This is a genomic window from Vibrio cyclitrophicus (assembly GCF_024347435.1).
GTDB lineage: Bacteria > Pseudomonadota > Gammaproteobacteria > Enterobacterales > Vibrionaceae > Vibrio > Vibrio cyclitrophicus.
Genome location: NZ_AP025480.1, coordinates 2,561,737 through 2,585,926 on the forward strand (window position 1 = coordinate 2,561,737; position 24,190 = coordinate 2,585,926).

At 43.6% G+C, this 24,190-nt stretch carries 20 protein-coding genes and 1 riboswitch; of the genes, 9 read left to right on the forward strand and 11 right to left on the reverse strand.

Features of this window, described 5'->3' with window-relative positions; translation table 11 throughout:
• Positions 1 to 17: 17 nt before the first annotated feature.
• The 5 genes from OCW38_RS11345 (at position 18) to OCW38_RS11365 (ending at position 4,311) form a co-directional block, all read left to right on the forward strand.
• Entirely contained in the window at positions 18 to 914 is an 897-nt protein-coding gene (locus OCW38_RS11345) for a LysR family transcriptional regulator (RefSeq protein WP_261894089.1), read from the forward strand.
• A gap of 88 nt (positions 915 to 1,002) precedes the next feature.
• Entirely contained in the window at positions 1,003 to 1,296 is a 294-nt protein-coding gene (locus tag OCW38_RS11350) for a YebG family protein (protein ID WP_010438976.1), read from the forward strand.
• Positions 1,297 to 1,452: 156 nt separating this feature from the next.
• A riboswitch (Fluoride riboswitch) is annotated at positions 1,453 to 1,536 on the forward strand.
• A 194-nt stretch (positions 1,537 to 1,730) separates the two neighbouring features.
• Positions 1,731 to 2,423 (forward strand): iron-sulfur cluster assembly scaffold protein, encoded by a 693-nt coding sequence (locus tag OCW38_RS11355; RefSeq protein WP_016768344.1) that lies wholly within the window; start codon positions 1,731 to 1,733, stop codon positions 2,421 to 2,423.
• Positions 2,424 to 2,447: 24 nt separating this feature from the next.
• Entirely contained in the window at positions 2,448 to 3,437 is a 990-nt protein-coding gene (locus tag OCW38_RS11360; RefSeq protein ID WP_016790314.1) for a GGGtGRT protein, read from the forward strand.
• A 232-nt stretch (positions 3,438 to 3,669) separates the two neighbouring features.
• Complete coding sequence (locus tag OCW38_RS11365; RefSeq protein ID WP_010438967.1) at positions 3,670 to 4,311, forward strand: MarC family protein; 642 nt, start codon at positions 3,670 to 3,672, stop codon at positions 4,309 to 4,311.
• 133 nt (positions 4,312 to 4,444) lie between these two features.
• Here the strand turns inward: OCW38_RS11365 and OCW38_RS11370 are convergent, their stop codons facing one another.
• Positions 4,445 to 6,439 (reverse strand): bifunctional metallophosphatase/5'-nucleotidase, encoded by a 1,995-nt coding sequence (locus tag OCW38_RS11370; RefSeq protein ID WP_261894093.1) that lies wholly within the window; start codon positions 6,437 to 6,439, stop codon positions 4,445 to 4,447.
• 505 nt (positions 6,440 to 6,944) lie between these two features.
• Here OCW38_RS11370 and dapD point away from each other — a divergent pair.
• Positions 6,945 to 7,976 (forward strand): 2,3,4,5-tetrahydropyridine-2,6-dicarboxylate N-succinyltransferase, encoded by a 1,032-nt coding sequence (dapD, locus tag OCW38_RS11375; protein WP_016785980.1) that lies wholly within the window; start codon positions 6,945 to 6,947, stop codon positions 7,974 to 7,976.
• A 98-nt stretch (positions 7,977 to 8,074) separates the two neighbouring features.
• Here the strand turns inward: dapD and OCW38_RS11380 are convergent, their stop codons facing one another.
• A complete protein-coding gene (locus tag OCW38_RS11380; RefSeq protein WP_016791404.1) occupies positions 8,075 to 8,608 on the reverse strand; it encodes a DUF3332 domain-containing protein in 534 nt (177 codons plus the stop codon).
• A 264-nt stretch (positions 8,609 to 8,872) separates the two neighbouring features.
• Positions 8,873 to 12,784 carry a phosphoribosylformylglycinamidine synthase gene (gene purL, locus OCW38_RS11385; RefSeq protein ID WP_102424104.1) on the reverse strand — a complete coding sequence of 1,304 codons (3,912 nt, stop codon included), beginning with the start codon at positions 12,782 to 12,784 and terminating at the stop codon, positions 8,873 to 8,875.
• A gap of 329 nt (positions 12,785 to 13,113) precedes the next feature.
• Between purL and mltF the strand changes: the two genes are divergently transcribed.
• Positions 13,114 to 14,682 carry a membrane-bound lytic murein transglycosylase MltF gene (gene mltF, locus OCW38_RS11390; protein WP_261894098.1) on the forward strand — a complete coding sequence of 523 codons (1,569 nt, stop codon included), beginning with the start codon at positions 13,114 to 13,116 and terminating at the stop codon, positions 14,680 to 14,682.
• 376 nt (positions 14,683 to 15,058) lie between these two features.
• On the forward strand, positions 15,059 to 15,193 hold the full coding sequence (locus tag OCW38_RS11395; RefSeq protein ID WP_010438952.1) for a hypothetical protein: 135 nt from the start codon (positions 15,059 to 15,061) through the stop codon (positions 15,191 to 15,193).
• A 67-nt stretch (positions 15,194 to 15,260) separates the two neighbouring features.
• Here OCW38_RS11395 and tadA read toward each other — a convergent pair whose 3' ends face one another.
• The 7 genes from tadA to OCW38_RS11430 form a co-directional block, all read right to left on the reverse strand.
• Positions 15,261 to 15,833 carry a tRNA adenosine(34) deaminase TadA gene (tadA, locus tag OCW38_RS11400; RefSeq protein WP_080659637.1) on the reverse strand — a complete coding sequence of 191 codons (573 nt, stop codon included), beginning with the start codon at positions 15,831 to 15,833 and terminating at the stop codon, positions 15,261 to 15,263.
• An 87-nt stretch (positions 15,834 to 15,920) separates the two neighbouring features.
• Complete coding sequence (locus OCW38_RS11405) at positions 15,921 to 17,210, reverse strand: hemolysin family protein (protein WP_016784803.1); 1,290 nt, start codon at positions 17,208 to 17,210, stop codon at positions 15,921 to 15,923.
• 209 nt (positions 17,211 to 17,419) lie between these two features.
• On the reverse strand, positions 17,420 to 18,982 hold the full coding sequence (locus OCW38_RS11410) for an AbgT family transporter (RefSeq protein WP_010438945.1): 1,563 nt from the start codon (positions 18,980 to 18,982) through the stop codon (positions 17,420 to 17,422).
• Positions 18,983 to 19,252: 270 nt separating this feature from the next.
• A complete protein-coding gene (locus tag OCW38_RS11415) occupies positions 19,253 to 19,663 on the reverse strand; it encodes a type IV pilus modification PilV family protein (RefSeq protein WP_016768353.1) in 411 nt (136 codons plus the stop codon).
• Positions 19,653 to 20,948 (reverse strand): hypothetical protein, encoded by a 1,296-nt coding sequence (locus tag OCW38_RS11420; RefSeq protein WP_010438941.1) that lies wholly within the window; start codon positions 20,946 to 20,948, stop codon positions 19,653 to 19,655. The genes OCW38_RS11415 and OCW38_RS11420 overlap by 11 nt, the downstream gene beginning before the upstream one ends.
• Entirely contained in the window at positions 20,945 to 21,547 is a 603-nt protein-coding gene (locus OCW38_RS11425; RefSeq protein WP_016790348.1) for a PilW family protein, read from the reverse strand. The genes OCW38_RS11420 and OCW38_RS11425 overlap by 4 nt, the downstream gene beginning before the upstream one ends.
• Positions 21,525 to 22,025, reverse strand: a complete 501-nt coding sequence (locus OCW38_RS11430; RefSeq protein ID WP_010438937.1) for a GspH/FimT family pseudopilin — start codon at positions 22,023 to 22,025, stop codon at positions 21,525 to 21,527. Before OCW38_RS11430 ends, OCW38_RS11425 begins: the two co-directional genes overlap by 23 nt.
• 102 nt (positions 22,026 to 22,127) lie before the next feature.
• Here OCW38_RS11430 and OCW38_RS11435 point away from each other — a divergent pair, with 102 nt between their 5' ends.
• Entirely contained in the window at positions 22,128 to 22,559 is a 432-nt protein-coding gene (locus OCW38_RS11435; RefSeq protein ID WP_016792167.1) for a type IV pilin protein, read from the forward strand.
• 122 nt (positions 22,560 to 22,681) lie between these two features.
• Here the strand turns inward: OCW38_RS11435 and OCW38_RS11440 are convergent, their stop codons facing one another.
• Positions 22,682 to 24,058, reverse strand: coding sequence for an IS4 family transposase (locus tag OCW38_RS11440; protein ID WP_261894103.1), 1,377 nt, complete (start codon positions 24,056 to 24,058; stop codon positions 22,682 to 22,684).
• Between the last annotated feature and the right edge of the window lie 132 nt (positions 24,059 to 24,190).

Below are 24,190 nucleotides of genomic sequence, written 5' to 3' on the forward strand. Positions count from 1 at the left end.
GTAGAAATAGGAATCTGATGGCTAATATTTCAATCAAACAACTCAAAGTGTTTGTCACCATTACCCAACACTTAACGCTTACCTCAGCGTCAGAAGCCCTGTTTTTATCAAAGGCAGCTGTGAGCATGGCGCTAGGTGAAATGGAAAAACAACTGGGTCACTCTCTATTTGACCGGGTCAACAACCGATTAATTCTCAATCAGGAAGGACAAAAGTTGCTTCCCTTAGCTGATGAAATACTTCACCGAGCGGCAGGCATCGATGTGTTGTTCCGTGATGACCAACCATTAAGTGGCAATCTAAAGGTCGGTGCGAGTGACACGATTGGTAATCAAGTGGCACCCTTTATTTTGTCAGGCTTCCGTGAGCGAACTCAGCATCAAGATCAAAGCTTGTTCATTTCAAACAGTGCCCTGATCTGTCAAAAGTTGGTGGATTATGAACTGGATATTGCGCTAATTGAAGGGAAAACACTTCATCCAGAACTGCTCTCAAGCCAATTCAGTAGCGATGAAATGTGTATTATTGTTAGTAATCAACACTCTTTAGTGGCAAAAGACAAAGTTAATTTGAGAGATTTAGAAGGCAGCCACTGGATACTTAGGGAATCAGGTTCAGGAACTCGTGAGTTCTTCCTGCGTACCGTTGCTCCTCGTATAGAGCATTGGTATGAGTCATTTGAGCTAAATACCACGGAAGCGATCATCAACTCTGTTTCTGCAGGTCTTGGCTTTGCCTGTTTATCGCGTTTAGCGGCACAACGCGCGATTGATTCAGGCCGAGTGAAAGCACTTGATGTACCACTCGACATGAAACGCCGATTTTGGATACTGGTCCATAAAGACAAATATCAAAGCCCACTGCTGAAATCTTTCATGGGTTATTGTGAAGACTGGGCTACACATCAAGATTGAGGCCGCATAGTTAGGCCCTCAACTGGACTTTTTGCACCAGAAACTGTATAAAAAGCCAGTAAAATTTATCAAACTTAGAGGATTAACCATGGCTGTTATCGTCAAGTACGTGGTGGAACGCAACGGAGAAGAGAAAATGACTTTTACCTCTAAAGCCGAAGCTGACGCATACGACAAAATGCTGGATATGGCTGATGAGCTTTTTGAACTGTTAGGCAAAAGCGATTTAGTTGAAGATGAAGGCAAGCAAGAAGAACTTGCAATGTACCTAGCGAAGAATAAAGAAGAAGTTCTTTACGCATTGGGCGCTAAGCGCAAACCAGTACCAAAGAAAGCGAAGAAGCTTGAAGCTGTTGAAGATGCAGAAGAAGATGCAGCATAACTAGCTGTTCCCTTTCTAAAAAACGTCAATAACACCTCTAACAAGAGTCCGTTATTGGCGTTTTTTTTATACTTATTGAAATATAATAAAGCTTGTTTATAGTCGAAATCGCTCTAAACATTCGCTTGCACAAAAGTGTGATAAAGATCTAATCTATAGCCATCAGGTGATGGGGTTCCACCTAAGCTTTTGCTTCAACCGCCCGTTCTTTCGAGCAGTGCTAATGACTCCTACAGAATCGAAAACAGGTAATACTGTTGGACGTATCGCTACTCCTCCATTTTGAAATGGACTTAGTCTATCAAGACCAAGCTTCATGACACCTTTGGATTATCGATACTCAAGATCTGTAGTGAATTAGCCGCACCTCTTCCAACACGTCCTGTTTTCTCAACGCCCTAGGTCTTAAATGGCTCTATCAATGAGAAAACATTATGCACTACTCTTCAGAAATTCAATCAATGTGCCCTATTCAAAGGGGTGATCTTCACACTTCAGCTCCAATTCCAGTTGAAGGCGCCATGGTTAGCCCAAAAGATGTCATCGCTATTTCTGGCTTAAGCCATGGCGTAGGCACTTGTGCACCACAACAAGGTGCAGCCAAACTGACGCTCAACGTAAAAAACGGCATCATCGAAGAAGCACTAATCGAAACGATTGGTTGTTCAGGCATGACTCAATCAGCCGCGATGGCAGCCGAAATCCTCACAGGAAGAACCATTCTTGAGGCCCTGAATACTGACTTAGTGTGTGACGCGATTAACGTAGCCATGCGCGAAATCTTTCTGCAATTTGTTTACGGTCGAACTCAATCTGCATTCTCTGAAGGCGGCCTAGAAATTGGCGCGGCATTAGAAGACCTAGGTCAAACACAACGTAGTCAAGTAGGTACTAGCTATTCAACTTCAGCGAAAGGCGTTCGTTACCTAGAGCTAGCCGAAGGTTACGTGACCAAGCTTGCACTTGATGACCATAGCGAAGTAATTGGCTACGAATATCTCAACCTCGGCAAAATGATGAAGGCGATGAATCAAGGTATGTCAGCCAATGAAGCAGCAGACCTTGCTATGGGAACCTACGGTCGCTTCGATGAAGCTGTAACCACCATTAATCCACGCCAACAATAATTTTTGCCAATTTAGAGGAAAGATATGATGAACACTCAATTTAATGAATCAGTAACTCGCGTATTGGCAGAAATGAACTTCGACTCTTTAGAGCAAGCGAACCAATACTGTAAAGCCCACAACGTTGATCCAAAAGCCATGGTGATGGACACCCAACCTATTGCTTTTGAAAGCGCTGCCGATGCTTATATCCTTGGTTCAGCACTAGCTCTATTCCGCAAAGCAAGCAACGCTGAACAAGCTGCGAATATCATTGGTGAAGGCCTTCAAGCATTCACCAAACCTGGCAGCGTTGCTGAGCAACGCCAAGTGGGGATCGGCCACGGTGCGCTAGCTGCGCGTCTTCTAAATGAAGAAAGCCACTGTTTTGCTTTCCTTGCGGGCCATGAATCTTTTGCTGCTGCAGAAGGTGCGATTAAAATTGCACTCAACGTCAACAAATCACGTCACAACCCATTAAAGGTAATACTCAATGGTCTAGGTAAAGATGCGGCTTACTTAATTTCTCGCATCAATGGTTTTACCTACGTGCGCACTCAATACGATTACCAAACGGGTGAGCTTGTTGAAACAGAACGTCGCCGCTTCTCACAAGGCCCTCGCGGAGAGATCTTGTGTTACGGCGCTGATGATGTACGTGAAGGCGTGGCAATCATGCACAGAGAAGAAGTAGATGTAAGTATTACAGGTAACTCAACTAACCCAACGCGCTTCCAACACCCTGTTGCAGGTATCTACAAAGCAGAGCGTACTCGCCAAGGTTTACCTTACTTCTCAGTTGCTTCAGGCGGCGGTACAGGTCGAACATTACACCCAGATAACGTGGCAGCAGGCCCTGCGTCTTACGGCATGACAGATACCATGGGCAGAATGCACGCTGACGCTCAGTTCGCTGGTAGCTCTTCTGTTCCGGCTCACGTGGCAATGATGGGCTTCATCGGTATGGGTAACAACCCAATGGTAGGCGCGACAGTCGCTCTCGCGGTTGCTGTTAGTGAAGCTCAAAACGCCTAACGACTGAACTTAGTAAATCTAATTAGAGGCTCCATAAGAAATCCGTTAATTGATAAACCGACAATAACGCGCAAATGAACCTCGACATCTATCACTAAATCTAAACAGCCAGTTTGAAGCTGGCTGTTTTTCATCCATATTTGCTCTACTATCTATTCCTAATCGTTATTTATCTATAAGATTAAATGCACCTATCGCTAGGTATTTAACCTTATATTTTTAAAGGAATAATATGAAAGAGTTGATCATTCATACCATCACCGTATTCATGGGCTTTTTTGCCATCATGAATCCCATCGCCAATACCCCAATATTTTTGGGTTTAACGGCTGATAGCAATAGAGAGATGGTTAAGTCGATCGCTTTCCGCTCAGTGTTCATCGCCTTTATCATCGTGAGTACCTTTGCTATTTCCGGCAAGCTCATCTTTGACCTGTTTGGTATCACGCTTTACGCACTGCGCATAACCGGCGGTATTCTTGTATTTCTGATTGGTTTTCACATGCTACAAGGTGACTCGACGCATGCCAAAGCAAAAGAGAAGGTCAATTCAGACGCGCAGCAAGATGCAGCATTGAGTATCGCGGTATCACCTTTAGCCATGCCAATACTAGCGGGTCCCGGCACCATTGCAACTGCGATGAACTTTGCCAGCACAGAGGGGATTTACGAGACCATCATTACCATTGTGGCGTTTGGCCTCCTATGCACCCTAACCTACATACTGTTTGTATTCGGGGAGCGCTTTGTTAAAGCTGTCGGACCAAGTGCGTTGAACGTAATTACTCGAATGATGGGTTTGATACTTGCAGTTATTGGTATGCAGATGTTGATTGAAGGGATAGAACAGGCTTACAAGGCGCTGTTTATCTAGTTAATACCTCAAAATTCCAATACAAAAATAGCCAGCAATTTGCTGGCTATTTTCTTTCAAGGTTAATCTATAGCCTTGTATTTTAAGACATTCATTAACAATACATAACGCTCCGATAAGAGCGATATCAGTATTATTTGTATTCCATCGTTGTTGTTTCAAAGCCTAGTGGTTCTAATACTTTCTTATGCTCAACCCAAGAAATAAATGATTCTGCATCAGTATTACATACGTCACCTGAACCTTCCGCGCATGGTTTAATACCACCGTCATAGTTGACGCTATATTTCTCGGTACTTCCATCGTATGTCAGGTTATTAACTTTATAAGTTTTAAAACCATTGCCTGAAATGACAATGTCTTGACGATCTGTAGATATTAATTGAGCATCGCCTAATACATTCCAACCATCACTACCACTTGCATTATAGTTATTAACGATAACAGTGTAGTTATCAACATCGTTCATTGTCGCCCACACTGGATTGTCTTCTGTTCCAGTATTTACCTCAAGAGTTGTCACTGTACCTGATACACCTTTCACATCTTCTGTAAACGTGTAACGCATGCCTGATACGTAAGGGAACTTGCCAGCATGAGCACCTTCCGCAAGCGTCGGCTCAATTGTGCTGTCAATAAGGTTTCGAATCACTTCGCCTTTAACGGTTAAAATCGACAAGTAGTTCGAGAATGGTAATAGTTCTAACGTAGCATTGCCTTCCCTGAAATCACCAGACGTAATATCCGTTCGAACACCACCAGCTCCCACCAAACCAATCTGAACATTTTTACCGGTAACCGTTGTTACCGACGGTTGATTTGCCCAATAAATCATACCTTGAGCAATCATAGGAGCAACATCTGAACCATGCTTATCAGTTCCAGCATCACCAGGACGGCGCTCATGACTGATTTCAGTCGGTGCAGCTGCAACAACATCACCATACGCAGCATCGAGAGCTGGCTTATAAGTTGCGTCGATACGGGTTCTTAAATCAATATCTTCATCTTTTATCGTGATTTTTTCATTATTATCAATAAACGACGTTACATCATCTTTATCAGTACTAATCATTTGATGTTCTCGATGAGAATCGTGATAAAACTCATCATTTGATAATAGAGTATTGTTCCCAACACATGAGATGAGATTGCCGTCTACGTCAAATGATACATCAACGTCCCCGATAGCTTCCGCATATTGGCCAGCTTGAACCACACAAGTATTTTGTACCTTGTCTTTTTGTGGGATCATTTCCGCGTAAATACCATTATTACCTTGATCAAGATCGGTAAAATCACCAAGTAAAGTATGAGAGTGACCGCCAACAATGATATCGATACCCGTTGTATTGGCAGCCAGATCCTTATCGGCAGCATTTCCTATGTGTGATAGAACAATGATTTTATTCACACCCTTGGTTTTTAAATCATTTATAGTGGCTTGAGTTGCTGTAATTTGGTCACTAAATGTCACATCACCAGTTCCGGTAGCTATCGTTGGCATATCACCCAAGACAACACCTATTACCGCAACAACTTTCTCATCATCACTTGCATCAGAAACAGAGGTAATTGCTCTTTTTTCTGAGCCTTCAAATGCAAACAGTTGATACGGATATAAATTATCTACATTACTTAAAGACTGATCTTTTGATGCATCCATATTATTTGCTAATACAGGAAAACTAACTGTATTGATGAACGATGCGAGCTTGTCGGTATCTAAGTCGAATTCATGGTTCCCAAGTACCATTGCATCTAACCCCATCTGGGACAATAAGTCTGCGTTTGCAGCACCTTCATTTAGCTTAAAGTAAGCGGTACCTTGCCATGCATCACCACCATGCAAGAATAACAAAGGTTCTTTGTCTGCTTTAGCCCCCGCTTTGATATCGTCAGCGGCTTTCAATAGGCGAGGATAACCGCCAAATTCGTTATAAACCTTCTTGCCATCAGCACCCATAGTAAAACTGGATTTTACAGGATCAAAATTTGAGTGGGTGTCATTCACATGTGCTATGCGCAATGTCATATTGGGGGCAATAATATTGTCGTCATTGTCCGAGCCACAACCAACCATCGCTACGCCGATAGAGAGCACCAGTAAAGACTTAGTAAAATTCATAGAAGATCCTTTATTAATCGTTTTAATGTCGTTATGGCAGGCAATATACTGACATCTTGCAGGGTTTTAGTGATCGTTCTCTTAATTACACTTCTGGAAAATTGAGTATTTACCCTAACTGTAGGCACAAGCGATTAATCAACAGAAGTCGAATAATTCTGATAATAAACATGAATTTATAAAGAAAGTGTGACTCACTCTATTGATACTGCTAACAAGAGGATGGGCTAAAGATAAGTGTCAGGTGTGGAAATGAAATGGCACAGCGCTACTTAAGCAAGCACGCCCCTGTTTAAGAGCGAGGTATAATATCCGGATAATGAAAACTATCGCTAAAAAGACAAGCAATATCATTTTACAGACTTTATCCCGATACGCCCTTTCATAACGAGGGCGCTCTCTTTATGATGAACGCAATTAAATTAACTTTGCTAACGGCAGCGCTTGTTATTCGAGCTTCTGTTATTGAATAGCAAAATCAAGACTCAACACATGGAGATTCAACATGGCTTACTTTTCACTAGCCTTCGGTACGGCAACCACAAATCGCGACAATAAAATTATTGAAGCGTTCTTCCCTAATCCACTTCTAAATCCAAGCGACGCTCTTGTGGCCGCAGTGGCTGAAGTATCAGGTTACTCTGAAGGCAACCAAGCTATCGAAATCTCTGCTGCACAAAGCGCAGAACTAGCGAAAGCATTCGCAGCAAACGACGAGGCAGCAAACGCATCTTTCGCAGAAAAAGCTGCAGCGTCTGAACAGCCACTTGTTCTTGTTATTCTTGCTACTGACGAGAAGCCTGCATCTGTTGCTGAAGGCTTCCTAAAGCTACAACTTATCTCTAACCGCTTAGTACAACCGCACGGTACGGTACTAGACGGTATCTTCGGTTTACTGCACAACATCGCATGGACAAACGAAGGCCCTATCGACCTTCCTGAACTAGCGGAGCGTCAAATTGAAGCTCGTCTAGCTGGTCGTGCTCTGACTGTAGATTGCGTAGACAAATTTCCTAAAATGGTGGATTACGTGGTACCAACAGGTATTCGTATCGCTGATACTTCTCGTGTTCGTCTTGGCGCACACGTAGGTGAAGGCACAACAGTAATGCACGAAGGTTTCATCAACTTCAATGCAGGTACAACTGGTGTGAGCATGGTTGAAGGTCGTATCTCTGCTGGTGTTGTTGTGGGTAACGGTTCTGATATCGGCGGCGGCGCTTCTATCATGGGTACTCTGTCAGGTGGCGGTACTATGGTTATCTCTATCGGCGAAAACTGTCTACTAGGTGCAAATGCAGGTCTTGGCTTCCCAATGGGCGACCGTTGTACGGTTGAATCGGGTCTTTACGTGACTGCGGGAACTAAAGTTCGCATGCTAGATAAAGAAGGCAACGAAGTAGAAATCATTAAAGCTCGTGACCTTGCTGGCGTTTCTGATCTGCTGTTCCGTCGCAACTCGATCACAGGTCAAATTGAGTGCCTAGCGAACAAGTCTGCTGTTGAACTAAACAGCGAGCTACACAGCAACAACTAATCTAAACGTTAGACGCTAAATTACTAGATACTAAAAACTACAAAGCCGCTGGGGGTTTAATCCAGCGGCTTTTCTTTTATAAGAATAAACAAACTAGATTATGCTTTTTCGGCTGCCAGCTGCTCAAGAGCCTGAATAGAAGTTTCTGAAACCAATGTACCATCCATGTAGTAACTGACTTTGTCACCATCACGAACCCCCAACAAGACTGCTTTTTGTCCATCATTGTAAGTGATGTCCATACGTATGGTATTTTCATCAATTTGTTGCATTTCACCTTGCTCGATATGACGATTGTTGAAACCAAGTGGGGCTTCTTTCAGCGAATCATCTAGGCTGTCGTTCACATCAATCATGGTGTCGACTTTGCTATCAAAGATGTGAGGCGCTCCAGTGAGTGGGTTTTTTCCTACCCAGAATTCGATCGAGTTGAATACGATATAATCGGCTGCGAATGTTAAAGCGTAAACTGGAGCAAGCAAAAAGTTGACCCCGGCACGAGCGTAACGGTTATCTACAACCTCAACGTTAAACTTCATTAGTTTCCCAGTAACCGCATTACTACCAACACACCCAGCTAACGACATGACAATCGCTGCTACTGCAACGGCTTTTGTAATTGTTGTTTTCATAGTTCCCTCTTATGCCACAATGATCGATTCAGTTTTTGCATGGTCGAACAGAACTCTCCCTGTTTTATTACAGATATTATCCGCCTAACAAATTGATTCCATAACATTTAGCGTAGTGGAATTTTTTAGAACAGCAAACTGCAAACCTAATTTATTTCGCGTTGGTTCTTAAAATTTGTGTAATAAAAAAGCGCAGACCTTTCGATCTGCGCTTTTCAGTTTTGCATAACCTAGCCTAGATTAATGCGGCCTGTAAGAAAGTGATTAACCCACATTCTTACGTGCGTTTTGGAACATACGCATCCAAGCACCATTCTCGCCCCAACCTTCTGGAGACCAAGAGTTAGCAACCGTACGGAATACACGCTCTGGGTGAGGCATCATGATAGTCACACGGCCATCCGTCGTTGTTAGACCTGTGATAGCGTTTGGTGAACCATTCGGGTTGTTCGGGTATTGCTGCGTTTGGTTACCGTTGTTATCAACGTAGCGTAGAGCAACCGTACCTGAGTTTTCAATCGCGTTTAGGTGGTCGTTGTCACGCACTTCTACGCGGCCTTCACCGTGAGAAACAGCGATAGGCATACGAGAACCTTCCATACCGTTGAAGAATACAGAATCAGACTTCTGAACTTCAACTAGGCTGAAACGAGCTTCAAAACGCTCTGATTCGTTACGAACGAAACGTGGCCAGTACTCTGCACCCGGAATAAGTTCACGTAGGTTAGACAACATCTGACAACCGTTACACACACCTAGAGAGAAGGTATCTTCACGTTTGAAGAAGTTTTCAAATTGATCACGAGTCGAGTCGTTAAATAGAACCGACTTAGCCCAACCTTCACCTGCGCCTAGTACGTCACCGTAAGAAAAGCCACCACAAGCCACAAGGCCGTTGTACTCTTCTAATACCGCTTGACCCGTTAGGATGTCGCTCATGTGAATATCCGTTGCTTCGAAGCCTGCACGGTCAAATGCTGCTGCCATTTCAACGTGAGAGTTAACACCCTGCTCACGCAGAATCGCCATCTTAGGCTTAGCACCCGTGTTGATGAATGGTGCTGCAATGTCTTCATTTACGTCGAAGCTTAGTTTAACGTTCAGACCTGGGTCAGAGTTGTCTTTCTTCGCTTCGTGCTCTTGGTCTGCACAGATTGGGTTATCACGTAGACCTTGCATCTTGTGCGTGGTTTCAGCCCAGATAGTACGTAATTCAGTGCGGTTACGTTCAATCACTACAGACTCGCCAGACTTAATCACTAGCTCATCAGAGGCTTCAACAGAGCCGATTACGTGTGAACACGCTTCTAGGCCATTTGTTGCAAGAGTTGAAAGTACTGTGTCTAGGTCGTCGTTACGAACTTGGATTACCGCACCCAGTTCTTCGTTGAATAGTGCTGCTAGAGCATCTTCGCCTAGCGCTGCAATATCAGCATTAACACCACAGTGACCTGCGAACGCCATTTCAGCTAGCGTTACGAATAGACCGCCATCGCCTTTATCGTGGTAAGCGACAACTTGGTCGTTCGCTACAAGTGCTTGAACGCCTTCGTAGAAGCCTTTTAGCTGTGCCGCGTTGTCTACGTCTGCTGGCTTATCACCAAGCTGCTTGTAAACCTGAGCAAGTGCTGTTGCACCCATGCGGTTTTTGCCGTTACCTAAATCGATAAGAACTAGACTTGTATTACCTAGTCCTTCAAGGTTATCAGGGGTACGTAATTGAGGAGTAATCGTTTTACGAACATCTTCAACACGTGCAAACGCAGTGATAACAAGAGATAGCGGAGACGTGACTTCTTTCTGCTCGCCGTTCTCTTCCCACTTAGTCTTCATCGACATTGAGTCTTTACCCACAGGGATAGTTAGACCCAGTGCCGGACATAGCTCTTCACCCACGGCTTTAACCGCTTCATAAAGGCCTGCATCTTCACCAGGGTGACCTGCTGGAGACATCCAGTTAGCCGACAGTTTAATGTGTTTGATATCGCCGATGTTGGTCGCTGCAATGTTAGTGATTGCTTCACCAACCGCTAGACGAGCTGACGCGCCGAAATCAAGTAGTGCAACTGGCGTACGCTCACCAAGAGACATCGCCTCACCGTGGTAAGAGTCGTAACTTGCTGCCGTTACCGCACAGTTAGCAACTGGAACCTGCCATGGGCCAACCATTTGGTCACGAGCTACAAGACCCGTTACCGAGCGGTCACCGATAGTGATTAGGAATGTTTTCTCTGCCACTGTTGGTAGGCGAAGAATACGGTCAACCGCTTCGTTTAGTTCGATACCAGAACGGTCAATCGCAGGATTGTTTGCTTTTAGCGTCTTCGCGTCACGGTGCATCTTAGGTGTTTTACCTAATAGGATGTCCATAGGCATGTCGATTGGCGTGTTGTCGAAGTGTGAATCTTCTAGTTTCAGATCACGCTCTTCTGTTGCCTTACCAACCACTGCATATGGTGCGCGTTCACGTTTACAAATCGCGTCGAACGTTGCCATGTCTTTATCAGCAACCGCCATAACGTAACGCTCTTGAGATTCGTTACACCAGATCTCAAGTGGGCTCATGCCCGGCTCATCGTTTGGTACGTCACGTAGATTAAAGATACCGCCACGCTCGCCGTCGTCGACTAGCTCAGGAAGAGCATTCGAGATACCGCCCGCGCCCACATCGTGGATGAATGCGATTGGGTTCGCATCACCAAGCTGCCAACAACGGTCGATAACTTCCTGACAACGACGTTCCATCTCTGGGTTTTCACGTTGTACAGAAGCGAAATCTAGGTCTTCAGAAGATGAACCCGAATCCATTGAAGATGCAGCACCGCCACCAAGGCCGATGTTCATTGCTGGCCCACCAAGAACGATTAGGCTTGCACCTACTGGGATCTCTTTCTTCTGAACATGATCATCACGAATGTTGCCTAGACCACCAGCAAGCATGATTGGTTTATGGTACCCACGCACTTCTTCGCCTGCGTGAGAATTTACTTTCTCTTCGTATGTACGGAAGTAACCTAATAGGTTTGGACGACCAAATTCGTTGTTGAATGCTGCGCCACCAAGAGGACCTTCAAGCATGATATCCAAAGCAGTAACGATACGGCTCGGCTTACCAAAGTCAGTTTCCCAAGGTTGAACGAAGTTCGGGATCTTAAGGTTAGATACAGAGAAAGCAACAAGGCCAGCTTTTGGCTTACCACCAATACCGGTTGCGCCTTCATCACGGATTTCGCCGCCTGAACCTGTTGATGCGCCCGGCCATGGAGAGATTGCCGTTGGGTGGTTATGCGTTTCAACTTTCATCAAGATGTGTGTTTTTTCTTGGTGGTAGTTGTATTGGCGAGTTTCTGGATCTGGGAAGAAACGACCTACTTCAGAACCGGTCATTACCGCTGCGTTATCTTTATAAGCAGACAGAACGTGTTCTGGTGTCGTTTCAAAGGTGTTCTTAATCATCTTGAACAATGATTTTTCTTGCTTAACGCCATCGATAGTCCAATCAGCGTTAAAGATCTTGTGACGACAGTGCTCTGAGTTCGCTTGTGCAAACATCATTAGCTCGATGTCAGTCGGGTTACGACCTAGCTTTTCAGTAAAGCTTTCAAGAAGGTAATCAATCTCATCTTCTGCAAGTGCTAGACCTAGGGTAACGTTTGCTTCTTCAAGCGCTTTACGCCCACCAGTTAATAGGTCAACTTCCGCATATGGAGCAGGCTCAGCAACTGTAAATAGTGCAGCCGCTGATTCGAAGTCAGTGAAAACCACTTCCATCATACGGTCGTGCAGGATTGCTTTCAGCTCAACAAGTTGAAGCTCAGAAAGTTCAGAAGAGGTTTCAATGTAGAAAGCAGTACCGCGCTCTAGACGTGACACTTTAGCCAGTCCGCAGTTATGTGCGATATCTGTTGATTTTGAAGACCAAGGCGAGATAGTGCCTGGGCGTGGCGTTGCAAGCAGCAATAAACCTTCAGGCTCATGCTCTTCAATCGTTGGACCGTAAGTCAGTAGCTTTTCTAGCTTCTCAACTTCAGACTCGTCTAGGTCTGCCGTTAGATCAGCAAAGTGGGCAAACTCAGCGTAAATACCTGTTACAGGTAAGCTTAATTCACGACAAAGCTCTAAAAGCTTGTTAACACGAAACTCAGATAGAGCTGGGGAGCCACGCAAAATTCTCATGTGCTTAGGTCTCTTATGCAGTTGATTAAGGTAGTATTGGAATAAATTCAGTGGGTTATAGGAACAACCTAACTGTTTTCTTCGAAGCTATTCCCGAAGGTTGCCAAACCTATGCCGATCCCACCTCTTCAATGCGAGCGCATTATAAAGCATTTCTTTTTGTGACGTAACACCAAAAGCAACCGTTTGCGTTATTTTTTTTATCTTTCTGCTCAAATGGAACTTTTGCTGCATTTATCAGCACTTTTACAACTGTTTAATTAAAGCAGCTTTGCCAGTCTTGCGGGGTTTGGTATAAAGGAGCTTCTACTTTTTGAGATTTCATTTTGATGCCTAAATTTACGCTCATCTTTTCGTCTAAATTCCTTCTGGTCGCTATCGCTCTGTTTGGGTTAGCGGGATGCCAGATTGAATCTGAACCTAAAAGTGTTCTTGAGCAGATACGAGACCGTGGCGTTCTTCGTGTCGGCACCTTGAATAACCAACTCTCTTATTACATCGGTCCAGATGGCCCAGCAGGCTTGGATTACGAATTAGCTCGTGAGTTTGCGCAAGAGCTTGGTGTAAAGCTTGAGGTTAAACCCGCTTACCGTTTATCCGGCCTATTCCCAGCGTTACAGAAAGGCGAAATCGATCTTATCGCAACTGGGTTAACGCAAAATAGTAACCTGACACGCGCTTATCGCGCTGCGCCAGCTTATTATTATGTAAGCCAACAAGTCGTGTACAAAAAAGGCCAGTGGCGACCAAGAAACCTTGAGCAACTGATCAAGTTTGAAAATGAACGTCAGGCTGAGTTTGAAAAAGCACAAACTGAATCAGAAGAGGCGTCATCAAGCGAAACACTGACCCCCTCTTTAGTTGTAGTAAAAGACTCACACTTCGAGCCAACACTAAAACAGCTACAGAACACACATGATGACTTTACCTACGATGCGGTCGGTAATGCGGACGTCAACGACCTACTAAAAGAAGTCTCGACAGGAGAGCGACTGTTTACCGTTGCAGATTCAATTGAGCTTTCATTGGCGCAACGTTTGTATCCAGAGGTCGCTCTCGCTTTTGAGCTAACAGAAGACCAACCTATCTCTTGGTACTTACAGAAATCTGAAGACGAAAGCCTGTATGCTTTACTGATTGAATTCTTCGGCAACCTAAAACAATCTGGTGAGCTCGCATCACTCGAAGAGAAGTACATAGGTCACATTGGTACCTTTGATTACGTTGATACTCGCGCCTTTATCCGTGCACTGGATAGCAAACTGCCAAAATGGTCGCCACTCTTTCAGGAATACTCTCAAGAGTTTGACTGGCGCTTGATTGCCGCTTTGGCATACCAAGAGTCACACTGGAATCCTGTTGCTCGCTCACCAACCGGTGTACGTGGCATGATGATGCTGACGCTACCCACAGCGAAAAGCGTTGGCGTGACTAACCGTCTTGACCCTAAACAGTCGGTACAAGGTGGTGTTGAATACTTGCGTCGTATCGTTAACCGAGTTCCAGACTCAATCACCCAACACGAAAAAATCTGGTTTGCCCTAGCCTCATATAACGTCGGTTACGGACATATGATGGATGCACGTCGCTTAACCAAAGCGCAAGGTGGCGATCCTGACGCTTGGGGTGATGTAAAAGATAGGTTACCTCTGCTAAGACAAAAGAAATATTACAGCCAAACTCGGTACGGGTATGCACGTGGTGATGAAGCTAGGAACTACGTAGAGAACATTCGCCGTTATTACCAAAGCATTATTGGCCATGTAAATAAGCGAAATAAAGAACAAGAGGCTAACCTTGAAGATTTGGTGGTGATCCCACCTCTAGAAATCTCAGGTGCTGAATCGACTATCAGCGCAGCTCAGCCGACAGTCAGCAGTTCAGAATCCTTGCAGTAAAATCCAAAAGAGCAATGCCAATTAGCATTGCTCTTTTTTATTGCCTGCAAGATAAGAAGCAAAATAGCAGAATCTCTGACTGAGTAACTAAGTAACTAGCAACTAAGCAACTAAGCAACTAAGCAACTAAGCAACTGGGGATTCTCACCATAAAACTGTGTTGTGAAATTAGGAATGTCATATTGCAGTAACAATCGAACCTTATAACGGCACACCACAATCAAGATTATGCTCTGTTGAACTTCGATGCTGGCTTTAGACTAGAACTGCTCTTCTAAGTAAGCCAAGCGTACGACAGGCCAAATAAACGAATAACACTATAATTAAATCGTTAGTCCAAATTAAAAAGTCAGACGACAAATAGGAAGTCATTGAAATGATGAAGAACAAGCTGAAATCGAAACGCCTTGATAAGACTGTTGCTGCAAACCGTCGTAAGCGTATGCTTTCAAATAATAAGAAAAAGATCATTTGGCGCAACCGTGCTTTCATGCAGATGATTGCTGAGTAAATGCCATGATGACCAAGTAAGTTTGCTTAGGCACTCTTAAAAGATAGAGTGCCTATTTAGATGGGCCTTATTTCTGTCTCGATTCTTCCTCTGAGCGCTCTTGCTTTCTTTTCTCTTTGATCTCTTTTCTACGACGCTTGAAAAACGCCTGCAATTGCTCACGACACTCAGCTTCTAGCAAGCCATGTTCAACGTCGGCATAGTGGTATGAGGCTTGGCTTTCAAACAAATTAAGTACTGTACCTGCAGCTCCCGCCTTTAAGTCTGGCGCTCCAAAGACAATTCGTTTTACGCGGCTGTGTAACAAAGCACCTGCGCACATAGGGCATGGTTCTAAAGTGACGTATAACGTAGTATCAAGTAAGCGATAATTTTCCAAAGCTTGGCCCGCTTTGCGTAAGGTTTCGATTTCAGCATGTGCTGTCGCATCGTGGCTGCCAATCGAACGGTTCCACCCTTCAGCGATAATCTCTCCACCTTTAACCAGTATCGCACCAACGGGAACCTCTCCCTCTTTCTCAGCTTGCTTCGCTACCTCGATGGCGCGTCGCATGAAGATTTCATCTTGAGGGCTAAATTGATGGTCTGACAAAGGGAACTCCAAAAAGGTAAAGCAAAAAATAGGTATGCGGTGAAGCATACCTAATCTTAGTAATAATGAACAATAGCGAGACAACGAACAATAGCGAGATTAAAGATATTAACGGCAGGCCTGTTCATTGAGTCACTAACGACTAGCGTCGCTAAAGTCGTTGGTTATCGGAGTCGCTTTGACGCTGACAATTCGATTGTTTTCAACCGAGGTAATTTCAAACTGCCATTGCTGATATTCGACAACCTCGCCAACCTCAGGTAAGCGACCAATTAACCAAGAGATTAAGCCGTTCAACGTCTGGAAACCTTCTTTCTCAACTTCTAGCTCTGATAGCTCTAAGCGATTCTTTAGTTCACTGAGCGGGATCAATCCATCCACCAGTAAACCGTCTTCGACCTCCTCAGTCCACAGGTCTTGAGGGTTATTAGACAGCTCACCGGCAATCGCTTCAAGAATGTCATAGTGCGTCACAAGGCCTTGCACATCGCCATATTCATCAACAATAAAGACCATCTCAGCACCTGAACCTTTAAAGTAGCTCAGTAAGCGCAACGCCTTCATCGACTCTGGAACATAGATTGGGGATTTAGAGAGCCCCATAATAACTTGAATACTTAAATTGCCCGCCTGATTCAGCAAAGCTTTGGCTGACACCGTACCGACGACTTGATTAAGGTGGTCTTGGCAAAGTGGAAATACGCTGTGCTTTGATAAACGCAGCTTCTTCAGCAACTGCTCAACAGGTTGGTCAATATCCAGAAAATCGACGTCTCGCCGTGGGGTCATCAACGAGCTCACAAGACGATCATCAAGCTGCAAGATATTACGAATCATCTCTTGCTCGCCACGTTCTATCACACCAGATTCAGAGCCTTCTTTCACTAGGGCATGAATGTCATCTTCAGTGACACTATCTTCTTCACTACCACGTCCCATTAATTTGAGAATACCTTCGGTTGAAGCAGACAACGCAAACACAAATGGTGTCGCGATTTTAGATAACCAGAAGATAGGCAATGCGACTAACACGGCGATGTTTTCAGCTTGGGATTGAGCAAAACGCTTTGGCACCAACTCACCCACAACAATCGCGAAATAAGTAATACCAACAACGACGATCGCAGTAGACAGGATATTTGCTTGTGCAGGGTCGAATTCCCAGAGTTCAAGTTGAACGGCCAGTGGCGCAGATAGGGTCGCCTCACCCACAATACCGCTGAGTAGGCCTATCACTGTAATACCAATCTGAATGGTTGAAAGGAAACGAGTAGGATTTTCTTTGAGCTCGAGAGCAACCTGAGCGGAGCGATGTTTTTCGGCTAAGCGTTTCAACCGACTATTCTTTGCTGCTACCAGTGCAATCTCTGACATAGCAAACAGACCATTTAAAACAATTAACCCCACTAAAAGCAGAATCTTCATGTAGCTTGGATTTCCTAATTTTACCGGCCAACAATTAGCCGTAATCCGGAGTATAAGCTGAGTGCCTTGATTTTGAATATAAAAAGTTGTGGATATAAAAAGTCTTAGATATAAAAAAATAGACAAAAATAGCGAAAAAAAAAGCCCGCACATTTTGGTGCAGGCTTCGATGATTTTATCTTACTAACTTTTTGCTTTTCTTACTTAGCTTACATTGTGTAAGTGTAAGGAGCTTGGATACCTAGTGGGATACCAAGAGCCCAGTAAGCTAGCAAGAAGATTGACCAACCGATTAGCATAGCAATCGAGAATGGCATCATTAGAGAAGCTAGAGTACCGATACCTGTCGACTTAACGTAACGTTGACAGTAAACAACAACCAGTGGGAAGAACACCATCAATGGAGAGATGATGTTAGACACTGAATCACCAACACGGTAAGCCGCTTGAGATAGCTCTGGAGAGATACCCACAACCATTAGCATAGGAACTAAGATAGGACCAATAAGAGCCCACTTAGCTGAAGCTGAACCCACAAGAAGGTTAACTGCAGCCGTTAGTAGAATCATACCAACAACCGTTGCTTCACCTGGAAGGTCCATCGCTTTCAAGCCTTCTGCACCATAAAGTGCCAGCATAGTACCGATGTTTGATTGAGCGAATGCAGATAGGAACTGAGCACAGAAGAACGACATTACAATGTACGCGCCCATCGTTGCCATTGTCTCAGACATTGCTTTGATAACATCATTACTATTCTTGAAAGTACCCGCTACACGGCCGTAGACGATACCTGGAATAATAAACAGGATGAAGATCAGAGGAACAATAGACTTCATTACTGGCGCTGAGAACGCTGTTAGTTCACCTTCAGGCGAACGAAGTGCTGAGTTTTCAGGAACCAAAGCTGCGATAAGTAGACCAATACCCGCAACCATTGCCCAACCAGCAAATTTGAATGCTTTAGATTCAATCGCTGTGAATGTACCTAGGTCAGGTGCCTGTTCTGCATCTTCATCAACAGGTGTGTTAGCAAGACGAGGCTCAATAACCTTCTCTGTTACGTACCAACCGATACCAACGATTAGAACTGAAGATAGGCCAGTAAAGAAGATGTTCGCTAGAGGGTTAACCACGTATGCAGGGTCAAGAACGTTTGCCGCGGTTTGAGTGAAACCTGCTAGTAGCGGATCAATACCTGAAGGAATGAAATTCGCTGAGAAACCACCTGATACACCAGCAAACGCTGCTGCAATACCCGCTAGAGGGTGACGACCCGCTGCGTGGAAGATGATACCGCCAAGAGGAATGACTAGAACGTAACCTGCATCTGCTGCTGTGTGAGACACGATAGCAACCAAGATTAGCATTGGCGTTAATAGCTTAGCTGGCGTGAAATTAAGCATCTTCTTAAGGCCAGTCGTAATGAAGCCTGAAGAGTCAGCAACGCCAACACCTAGCATAGCAACAAGTACGATGCCTAGAGGTGCGAAACCTGTGAACGTGGTAACCATATTCGCGAGGAAGCTAGCAAGCGCTTCACCAGTGAGTAGGTTGTTAACTTCTAGAGCAGCACCCGTTTGAGGGTTGATTAGATCGAATGAAAGATTCGACAAAAGTGCAGATGCTACCCATACAATAACTAGAGCCCAGAAGAACAGAATTGCTGGATCTGGAATTTTGTTGCCGGCGCGTTCAATGAAGTTTAGAAAGCGGTCCATTCCACTGATCTTCTCAGTCGATGGTGCTTTTTTTACGGCTTGGTTACTCATGGTAACTCCATATGTGATGTTGTTTGTTTAGGCCTAATATAAGTTTGGACCATGGCCTATTGGTGCAGCACATATTCTATTAAAGTCGTCATTAAAAAGCACAAGATTCCATCTTATTTTCCATAAATGGAGACATATTTTGCAAAAATACCATACAACAGCAACAATATAAAAACACAAAACATACCATTCCATATACAGAGTTTTAACTGGCACATAAAGAATGTCCGAGAAGAGCAAACTATCACGACATTGAAGTTATAAACCCAATCAATCGAACTCGCTGTATTTAGAAATCATGGTATGTAATTCGATCTCTTGATTATTACCAAACCGGTCTTCCCATGAGCTTGTTATCTGAACGGTCTTCAGCGCTCCGGATAAACTGTTCGTCACTGTCCAATCAAGTTGATATTTAAAATGCGAGTGATCCATGCCATCAACAATATCCGTAGCAAAATCCGCAGGCGTTATACTCGATAAAGCGGCAGATGCGCCTCGAGTTCTAAACCATTCCAGCTTATTTTCAGCCAAATTCAAAGCTTCTACACTATGAATAGCAAAGTCAGACTTTTGCTCAACATATGTTTGTAACTTAATTAGCCCTAGCGAACCGACTCCTATCAATAAAAATGAAATGAGTACTTCAATTAGGCTAAAACCTTTTTGCTTATAAATCATTCCATGAACCTTTTTGCCATCTTGGCTTAGGTGAAAATTCGAACTCATCAATAACATCTGAATTGAATGAAAAATTCAGAGAGTTATTAAATAGCGCCATTTGCCCTTCTGTATCAAAAAATTGTCCCCCCGTGAAACTGAATGCGCCAGCTTGCGCATAAGTTGCATGATATGGCGTAAGAGTACTTGAAGAACCATACATAGTATTAATTAGGTCACTAAATACTGAATTTACAAAAGGTTTCACTTCCGTCATCGAGTCCCATTGAGAAGGAGTGGGAGAGTAAGTATTATTAAAATGAAAAAATACACCGCTAATATCGCCAGAACCAGTGACCCCAAAAACACCGTCATGAACAAGTAAAAACAAATCGGTTCCCGGGTGTGCAGCCTGTAAATTTACAATATTCGTCACATCAACTGGCGCTAGTTGGCAAGAGCCATCAATCCAAACTTTATTGGGCTGTCCATTCACTATTGAATCAGAAAATTGGCTATAGCAATCAACACTACTAGAAGGCATTGAAACTTTAATAAATTCGTTATCTACATCATCACGAACCTCTTGCCACTTACTTTTATCGACTCCGAAAAAATCTTTAAAAGGGTCGATAGTGTCATCTCGCTGAATATCTAACCCAACATTATGAGAACTTATCACTCCAAAGGAGTTCTCCCATATCCCTGATTTAACAGCTGTCGATGTCTTATGAGAAGGCTTACAATCCTTAGTGGGATCATGCCCGGCTCCTGGAGATTCAATAGAACTACTTACGCCATGATTGGTAATACCAGTCGCAATAAACCTATATTTAACCACTGCCCCGATACACTCATAAGCTTCAGCAGCCGAGTCAAATTCACCAGGGTCTGGTGGTGAAAAAAGTGCTGAGCCAAAAGAAATAACATCAGAAGTCGACTTCATAGCTCCATAACCAACTGAAGATGAAAAGATTATTTTTTTATTAACACTGCTATGACCAACTTGAGAAAGCAAAATTTCAGGGTTTGTAAAGTCAGCATTTAAGGAAGAAAAACTATACGAGTTACAAACTGTCGCTAAATTATTGGGTATTGATTGCAATTTTTGATTAACAATATATGTAAAACCACACTCTAGACCTCCCTCTGCTTCCCAATGTTGCTTGCGCGCTTCTACTTCATTCTGAGATCTTTTTATTTGATAAAAAACAGAGCGATAACTACCAAAAGTCAACATTAACGCAGTAACTAGTAATACACTTGTTGTAAGTAAAACAACCGCACCTTGTTGATTTTTATTCATCGCCAATTCCTATTTTTTACAATCACACTTGATGAATAATTAACGGACGTATCTCCTACTAATTCAGCAGAAATCATAATGGCTGTAATACCTGAACTAACCCCTTGAGATTCAATACTTGACTGATTCGCATGAAAATCAACGACTCTAATTTGATTCGGCTCAAAGATAGAAGAGCACCCACTAATCGCCGCTGATACTGTTTTTACGATACTGGAGGGGCTATCACACACCTTGACCAAACCTGAATCAAATACAAAAGCGACATTTCGAATCTCTGATTGATGAGTGTAAGCATATGCAACCGTTTTTGAATCAGGAGAAATATATAAAGTATCGGTGGAGCCTGATAATTTTAGAGATACACCTGTCCCTCCATCGTAGCCCGCACGCTGGATATCTTCTTTAAAGTATTGAAGAGCTCCTGAAACTTGTTGTAATAGTAATAATTCTTTACTTCTCTCGGATGCGATGTTTTGTCCGGATATAAATACCGACCCCACACTTCCAATAACGACAATTCCCAAAATGGAAGAGATCATAAATTCGACTAATGTTGCACCGAACTGCTGCCTCCTAAGTGCAGATCTGATAACCATAAAAGTCTCCTTCTACACCACAAATTCTCATTCTTCCTGAAGTACGATATGTTATAAGCTTTAAAGGCTTAGAGTTCATATCAAATAAGAGATGGCCATCTTTAGCTTTACCGTTTACTCCACTAAATTTAATTTGTTCAGAACTGTAGTTAACGGTGAAATCTACGTTTCGAAATGAAGCACCTTCCAGTGTAAGAATTGTCGTACCAGTATTCGGAATATCGAATTCGGTCAATTCAATTTTCCAATCACCGGTGTCATTTGAATTACCATTCATTAAAAAATGAGCCCAAAGATCAGTATTTCTCATAACTGCCTCAGATTTTGCCTGCATCATAAAACCATTCAACTCAGTAGCTAACCGTTGCATCTTCACTGTTTCCGAGACAGAACTAAAACTTGGAGCGGCAACAGCCAATAATATAGAGAGCACTGATATGGTTATGAGTAGCTCTAAGAAGGTAAACCCGCGAGACATTTCCCAAATTCCTATGTAAACCGATACGTAACCGTATTTAATCTTGCAAGGATGCTACCACCGAAGAAAAATAGGCTGAATATAGAGAAGGAACTACTCGTGATGATTCGAAAAAATAAATGCAACAACAACAACTTAAGTTGCAAAGGGATGACATTGATCGAACTATTGGTCGCAGTGGCTATTATTGGAGTGCTAACCGCTATCGCCTACCCAAGCTATACCGAACATGTCATTAAATCGCATAGAACAGCAGCATTAGCTGATATGGCAAAAATACAACTCACACTTGAGCAGTCATACAACGGTGTCTATAACTGGGGCAGTATTATTTCAGGAGGGGCTTGTGCTATATGTGAATCACCAAGTGATCGCTATGTATTTTCTGTCGCAAGTTCAAGCAGCATGGCATATACAATAACCGCCACGGCACAGTCAACTAAGGGGCAAAGTGGTGACTCTTGCCTAAGCACTCCCAAAACAATGACACTCAAATCTTCAGGTGAAGAATCCCCTGTAAATTGCTGGAACTAATAGAAGTTAATATCCTTGGTATGAGTAATGAATGACTAAGCATATACATAGCTGCATTTTTTAACTAAACGAGAAGATCAAAAAAGCCTGCACATAGGCCTGTCTCTTGATCACAAGTCTGGTTAATCAAGAGACTTAGCGAGTTCATACCCTTCAAGGATGGTTTGTAACCTGAACCATCCTTGCCATAACGTCTTTATGGAAGCGCGACCCGTTCGCTTGGTATTCTTCCAGCCACCTAACCGAGCAATACCATTGTAAGCCCATGATATATTGGGCGCTTCCTTCGGCAGCTGCTTTTTCTCCAACTTTAGCCACATTAACTTCCATGCTTTGCCTTTTAATACCTGCTCACAACTGGTCTTAGATAACTCATCGGACTCATTCATGAACCTCAACTGGAGTAAGCGAGTCGCGATAAAAGCTAAAATGACGCTGAGCCTTTCTAAGTTATCTTTACTCTGCATTCTCAGTTGCTCAACTTCAGTCCCTTCACTTTTCCAGACTTTATGAAAATCTTCTATTAGCCAGCGCCGCTCATAATAACTGACCATTTTGAGGGCCTCTTCTTTGCTCGTTATCGGCTCCGAAGTCAGTAAGTGCCAGGCTAGCTTATCGTTATTCTCTCCTTGTTCTATACATCCCACGTAGTAAAGCGGAATGTTATCGAACTCTTTCTTGTTTGCAGGAGACTTGAGTGTCACGGGGGCATATTTAATATCTAAATGAGCCTTGCGAGCTTTGCGACCGCCTTTTTGCGGTATTTCGAGCACTTTCTCCCCGGCTGATGACAGAGTAGATGCATAGCTATAAAGACGATTATCATGCTCTTCAATACAGCGGCTTTGCATGGAACGAACGAGGAATCTTTGTTGTTGCTCTCGCTTGTAAGTGAGGTATTCAAAGAGGTCGGCTTCTCTATCGCACACCGAAATGACATCCGACATTTTATCGCCAAGTCGCTCAGCGACATAGCGAGAGGCTTGTTCCCACTTATAACTTTCTTTCTCTTTGTATGGTCGAGTCGCATGCTGGTGTCTTTGACCTCGCTTTTCTATATCACGAGTCCAGCGCTGTTGTTCAATTAAACCAATCACAGATTGAGTGTCGGGCGCAAAAAGTAAGGTAGAGTGTACGAACATCGCTCGATGTCGATTGCCTTGATTGGAGTGTCCGAGTTCATCTCGAATACTGCGATGGGCGTAACTCAGAGAAGTCGTGTCTTCTAAGGCAAGAAGTGTTTGTTGCTTTAACGCTTCTTGCGCAGTGACATAAAACCCTGCCTCTGCGATATCTTCTGCTTTGATTTTCTCATTACGGATGAAGCGATAAGCCCCTTCCATTTCAGCCGGTGAGATAATGAGTTTCGAGACAGGTACGCCAGGTTGCTCGGCCAGTGAAGCTGCGAGAGCAACGAGTCTTTGAGTACGTCTTGGGTCATTAAGGTGGGCTTGACCGAACTGTTTTTGTGCCCAAAGGGTTGGCTCTATATAGGTCATGATAATCATCCTTGTCATTGCTTAGATGATCAGATCATAGAACCTCAAAATAGTTCAAAAAAAATCCCTAAGCATAGCTTAGGGATTTGTGTATAAGAGACAGGCACATAGGCAGGCTTTAAAATTTTCAAA

What these genes read in the sequence shown, in the direction of transcription:
- mltF (WP_261894098.1), top strand. Translation starts at nt 13,114, where the DNA reads ATGCCTAAATTTACGCTCATCTTTTCGTCTAAATTCCTTCTGGTCGCT.
- OCW38_RS11380 (WP_016791404.1), bottom strand. Translation starts at nt 8,608, where the DNA reads ATGAAAACAACAATTACAAAAGCCGTTGCAGTAGCAGCGATTGTCATG.
- OCW38_RS11425 (WP_016790348.1), bottom strand. Translation starts at nt 21,547, where the DNA reads ATGGTTATCAGATCTGCACTTAGGAGGCAGCAGTTCGGTGCAACATTA.
- OCW38_RS11365 (WP_010438967.1), top strand. Translation starts at nt 3,670, where the DNA reads ATGAAAGAGTTGATCATTCATACCATCACCGTATTCATGGGCTTTTTT.
- OCW38_RS11420 (WP_010438941.1), bottom strand. Translation starts at nt 20,948, where the DNA reads ATGAATAAAAATCAACAAGGTGCGGTTGTTTTACTTACAACAAGTGTA.
- OCW38_RS11395 (WP_010438952.1), top strand. Translation starts at nt 15,059, where the DNA reads ATGATGAAGAACAAGCTGAAATCGAAACGCCTTGATAAGACTGTTGCT.
- OCW38_RS11405 (WP_016784803.1), bottom strand. Translation starts at nt 17,210, where the DNA reads ATGAAGATTCTGCTTTTAGTGGGGTTAATTGTTTTAAATGGTCTGTTT.
- OCW38_RS11355 (WP_016768344.1), top strand. Translation starts at nt 1,731, where the DNA reads ATGCACTACTCTTCAGAAATTCAATCAATGTGCCCTATTCAAAGGGGT.
- dapD (WP_016785980.1), top strand. Translation starts at nt 6,945, where the DNA reads ATGGCTTACTTTTCACTAGCCTTCGGTACGGCAACCACAAATCGCGAC.
- OCW38_RS11435 (WP_016792167.1), top strand. Translation starts at nt 22,128, where the DNA reads ATGATTCGAAAAAATAAATGCAACAACAACAACTTAAGTTGCAAAGGG.
- OCW38_RS11360 (WP_016790314.1), top strand. Translation starts at nt 2,448, where the DNA reads ATGATGAACACTCAATTTAATGAATCAGTAACTCGCGTATTGGCAGAA.
- OCW38_RS11410 (WP_010438945.1), bottom strand. Translation starts at nt 18,982, where the DNA reads ATGAGTAACCAAGCCGTAAAAAAAGCACCATCGACTGAGAAGATCAGT.
- tadA (WP_080659637.1), bottom strand. Translation starts at nt 15,833, where the DNA reads ATGCTTCACCGCATACCTATTTTTTGCTTTACCTTTTTGGAGTTCCCT.
- OCW38_RS11440 (WP_261894103.1), bottom strand. Translation starts at nt 24,058, where the DNA reads ATGACCTATATAGAGCCAACCCTTTGGGCACAAAAACAGTTCGGTCAA.
- OCW38_RS11345 (WP_261894089.1), top strand. Translation starts at nt 18, where the DNA reads ATGGCTAATATTTCAATCAAACAACTCAAAGTGTTTGTCACCATTACC.
- purL (WP_102424104.1), bottom strand. Translation starts at nt 12,784, where the DNA reads ATGAGAATTTTGCGTGGCTCCCCAGCTCTATCTGAGTTTCGTGTTAAC.
- OCW38_RS11430 (WP_010438937.1), bottom strand. Translation starts at nt 22,025, where the DNA reads ATGTCTCGCGGGTTTACCTTCTTAGAGCTACTCATAACCATATCAGTG.
- OCW38_RS11350 (WP_010438976.1), top strand. Translation starts at nt 1,003, where the DNA reads ATGGCTGTTATCGTCAAGTACGTGGTGGAACGCAACGGAGAAGAGAAA.
- OCW38_RS11370 (WP_261894093.1), bottom strand. Translation starts at nt 6,439, where the DNA reads ATGAATTTTACTAAGTCTTTACTGGTGCTCTCTATCGGCGTAGCGATG.
- OCW38_RS11415 (WP_016768353.1), bottom strand. Translation starts at nt 19,663, where the DNA reads ATGATTTATAAGCAAAAAGGTTTTAGCCTAATTGAAGTACTCATTTCA.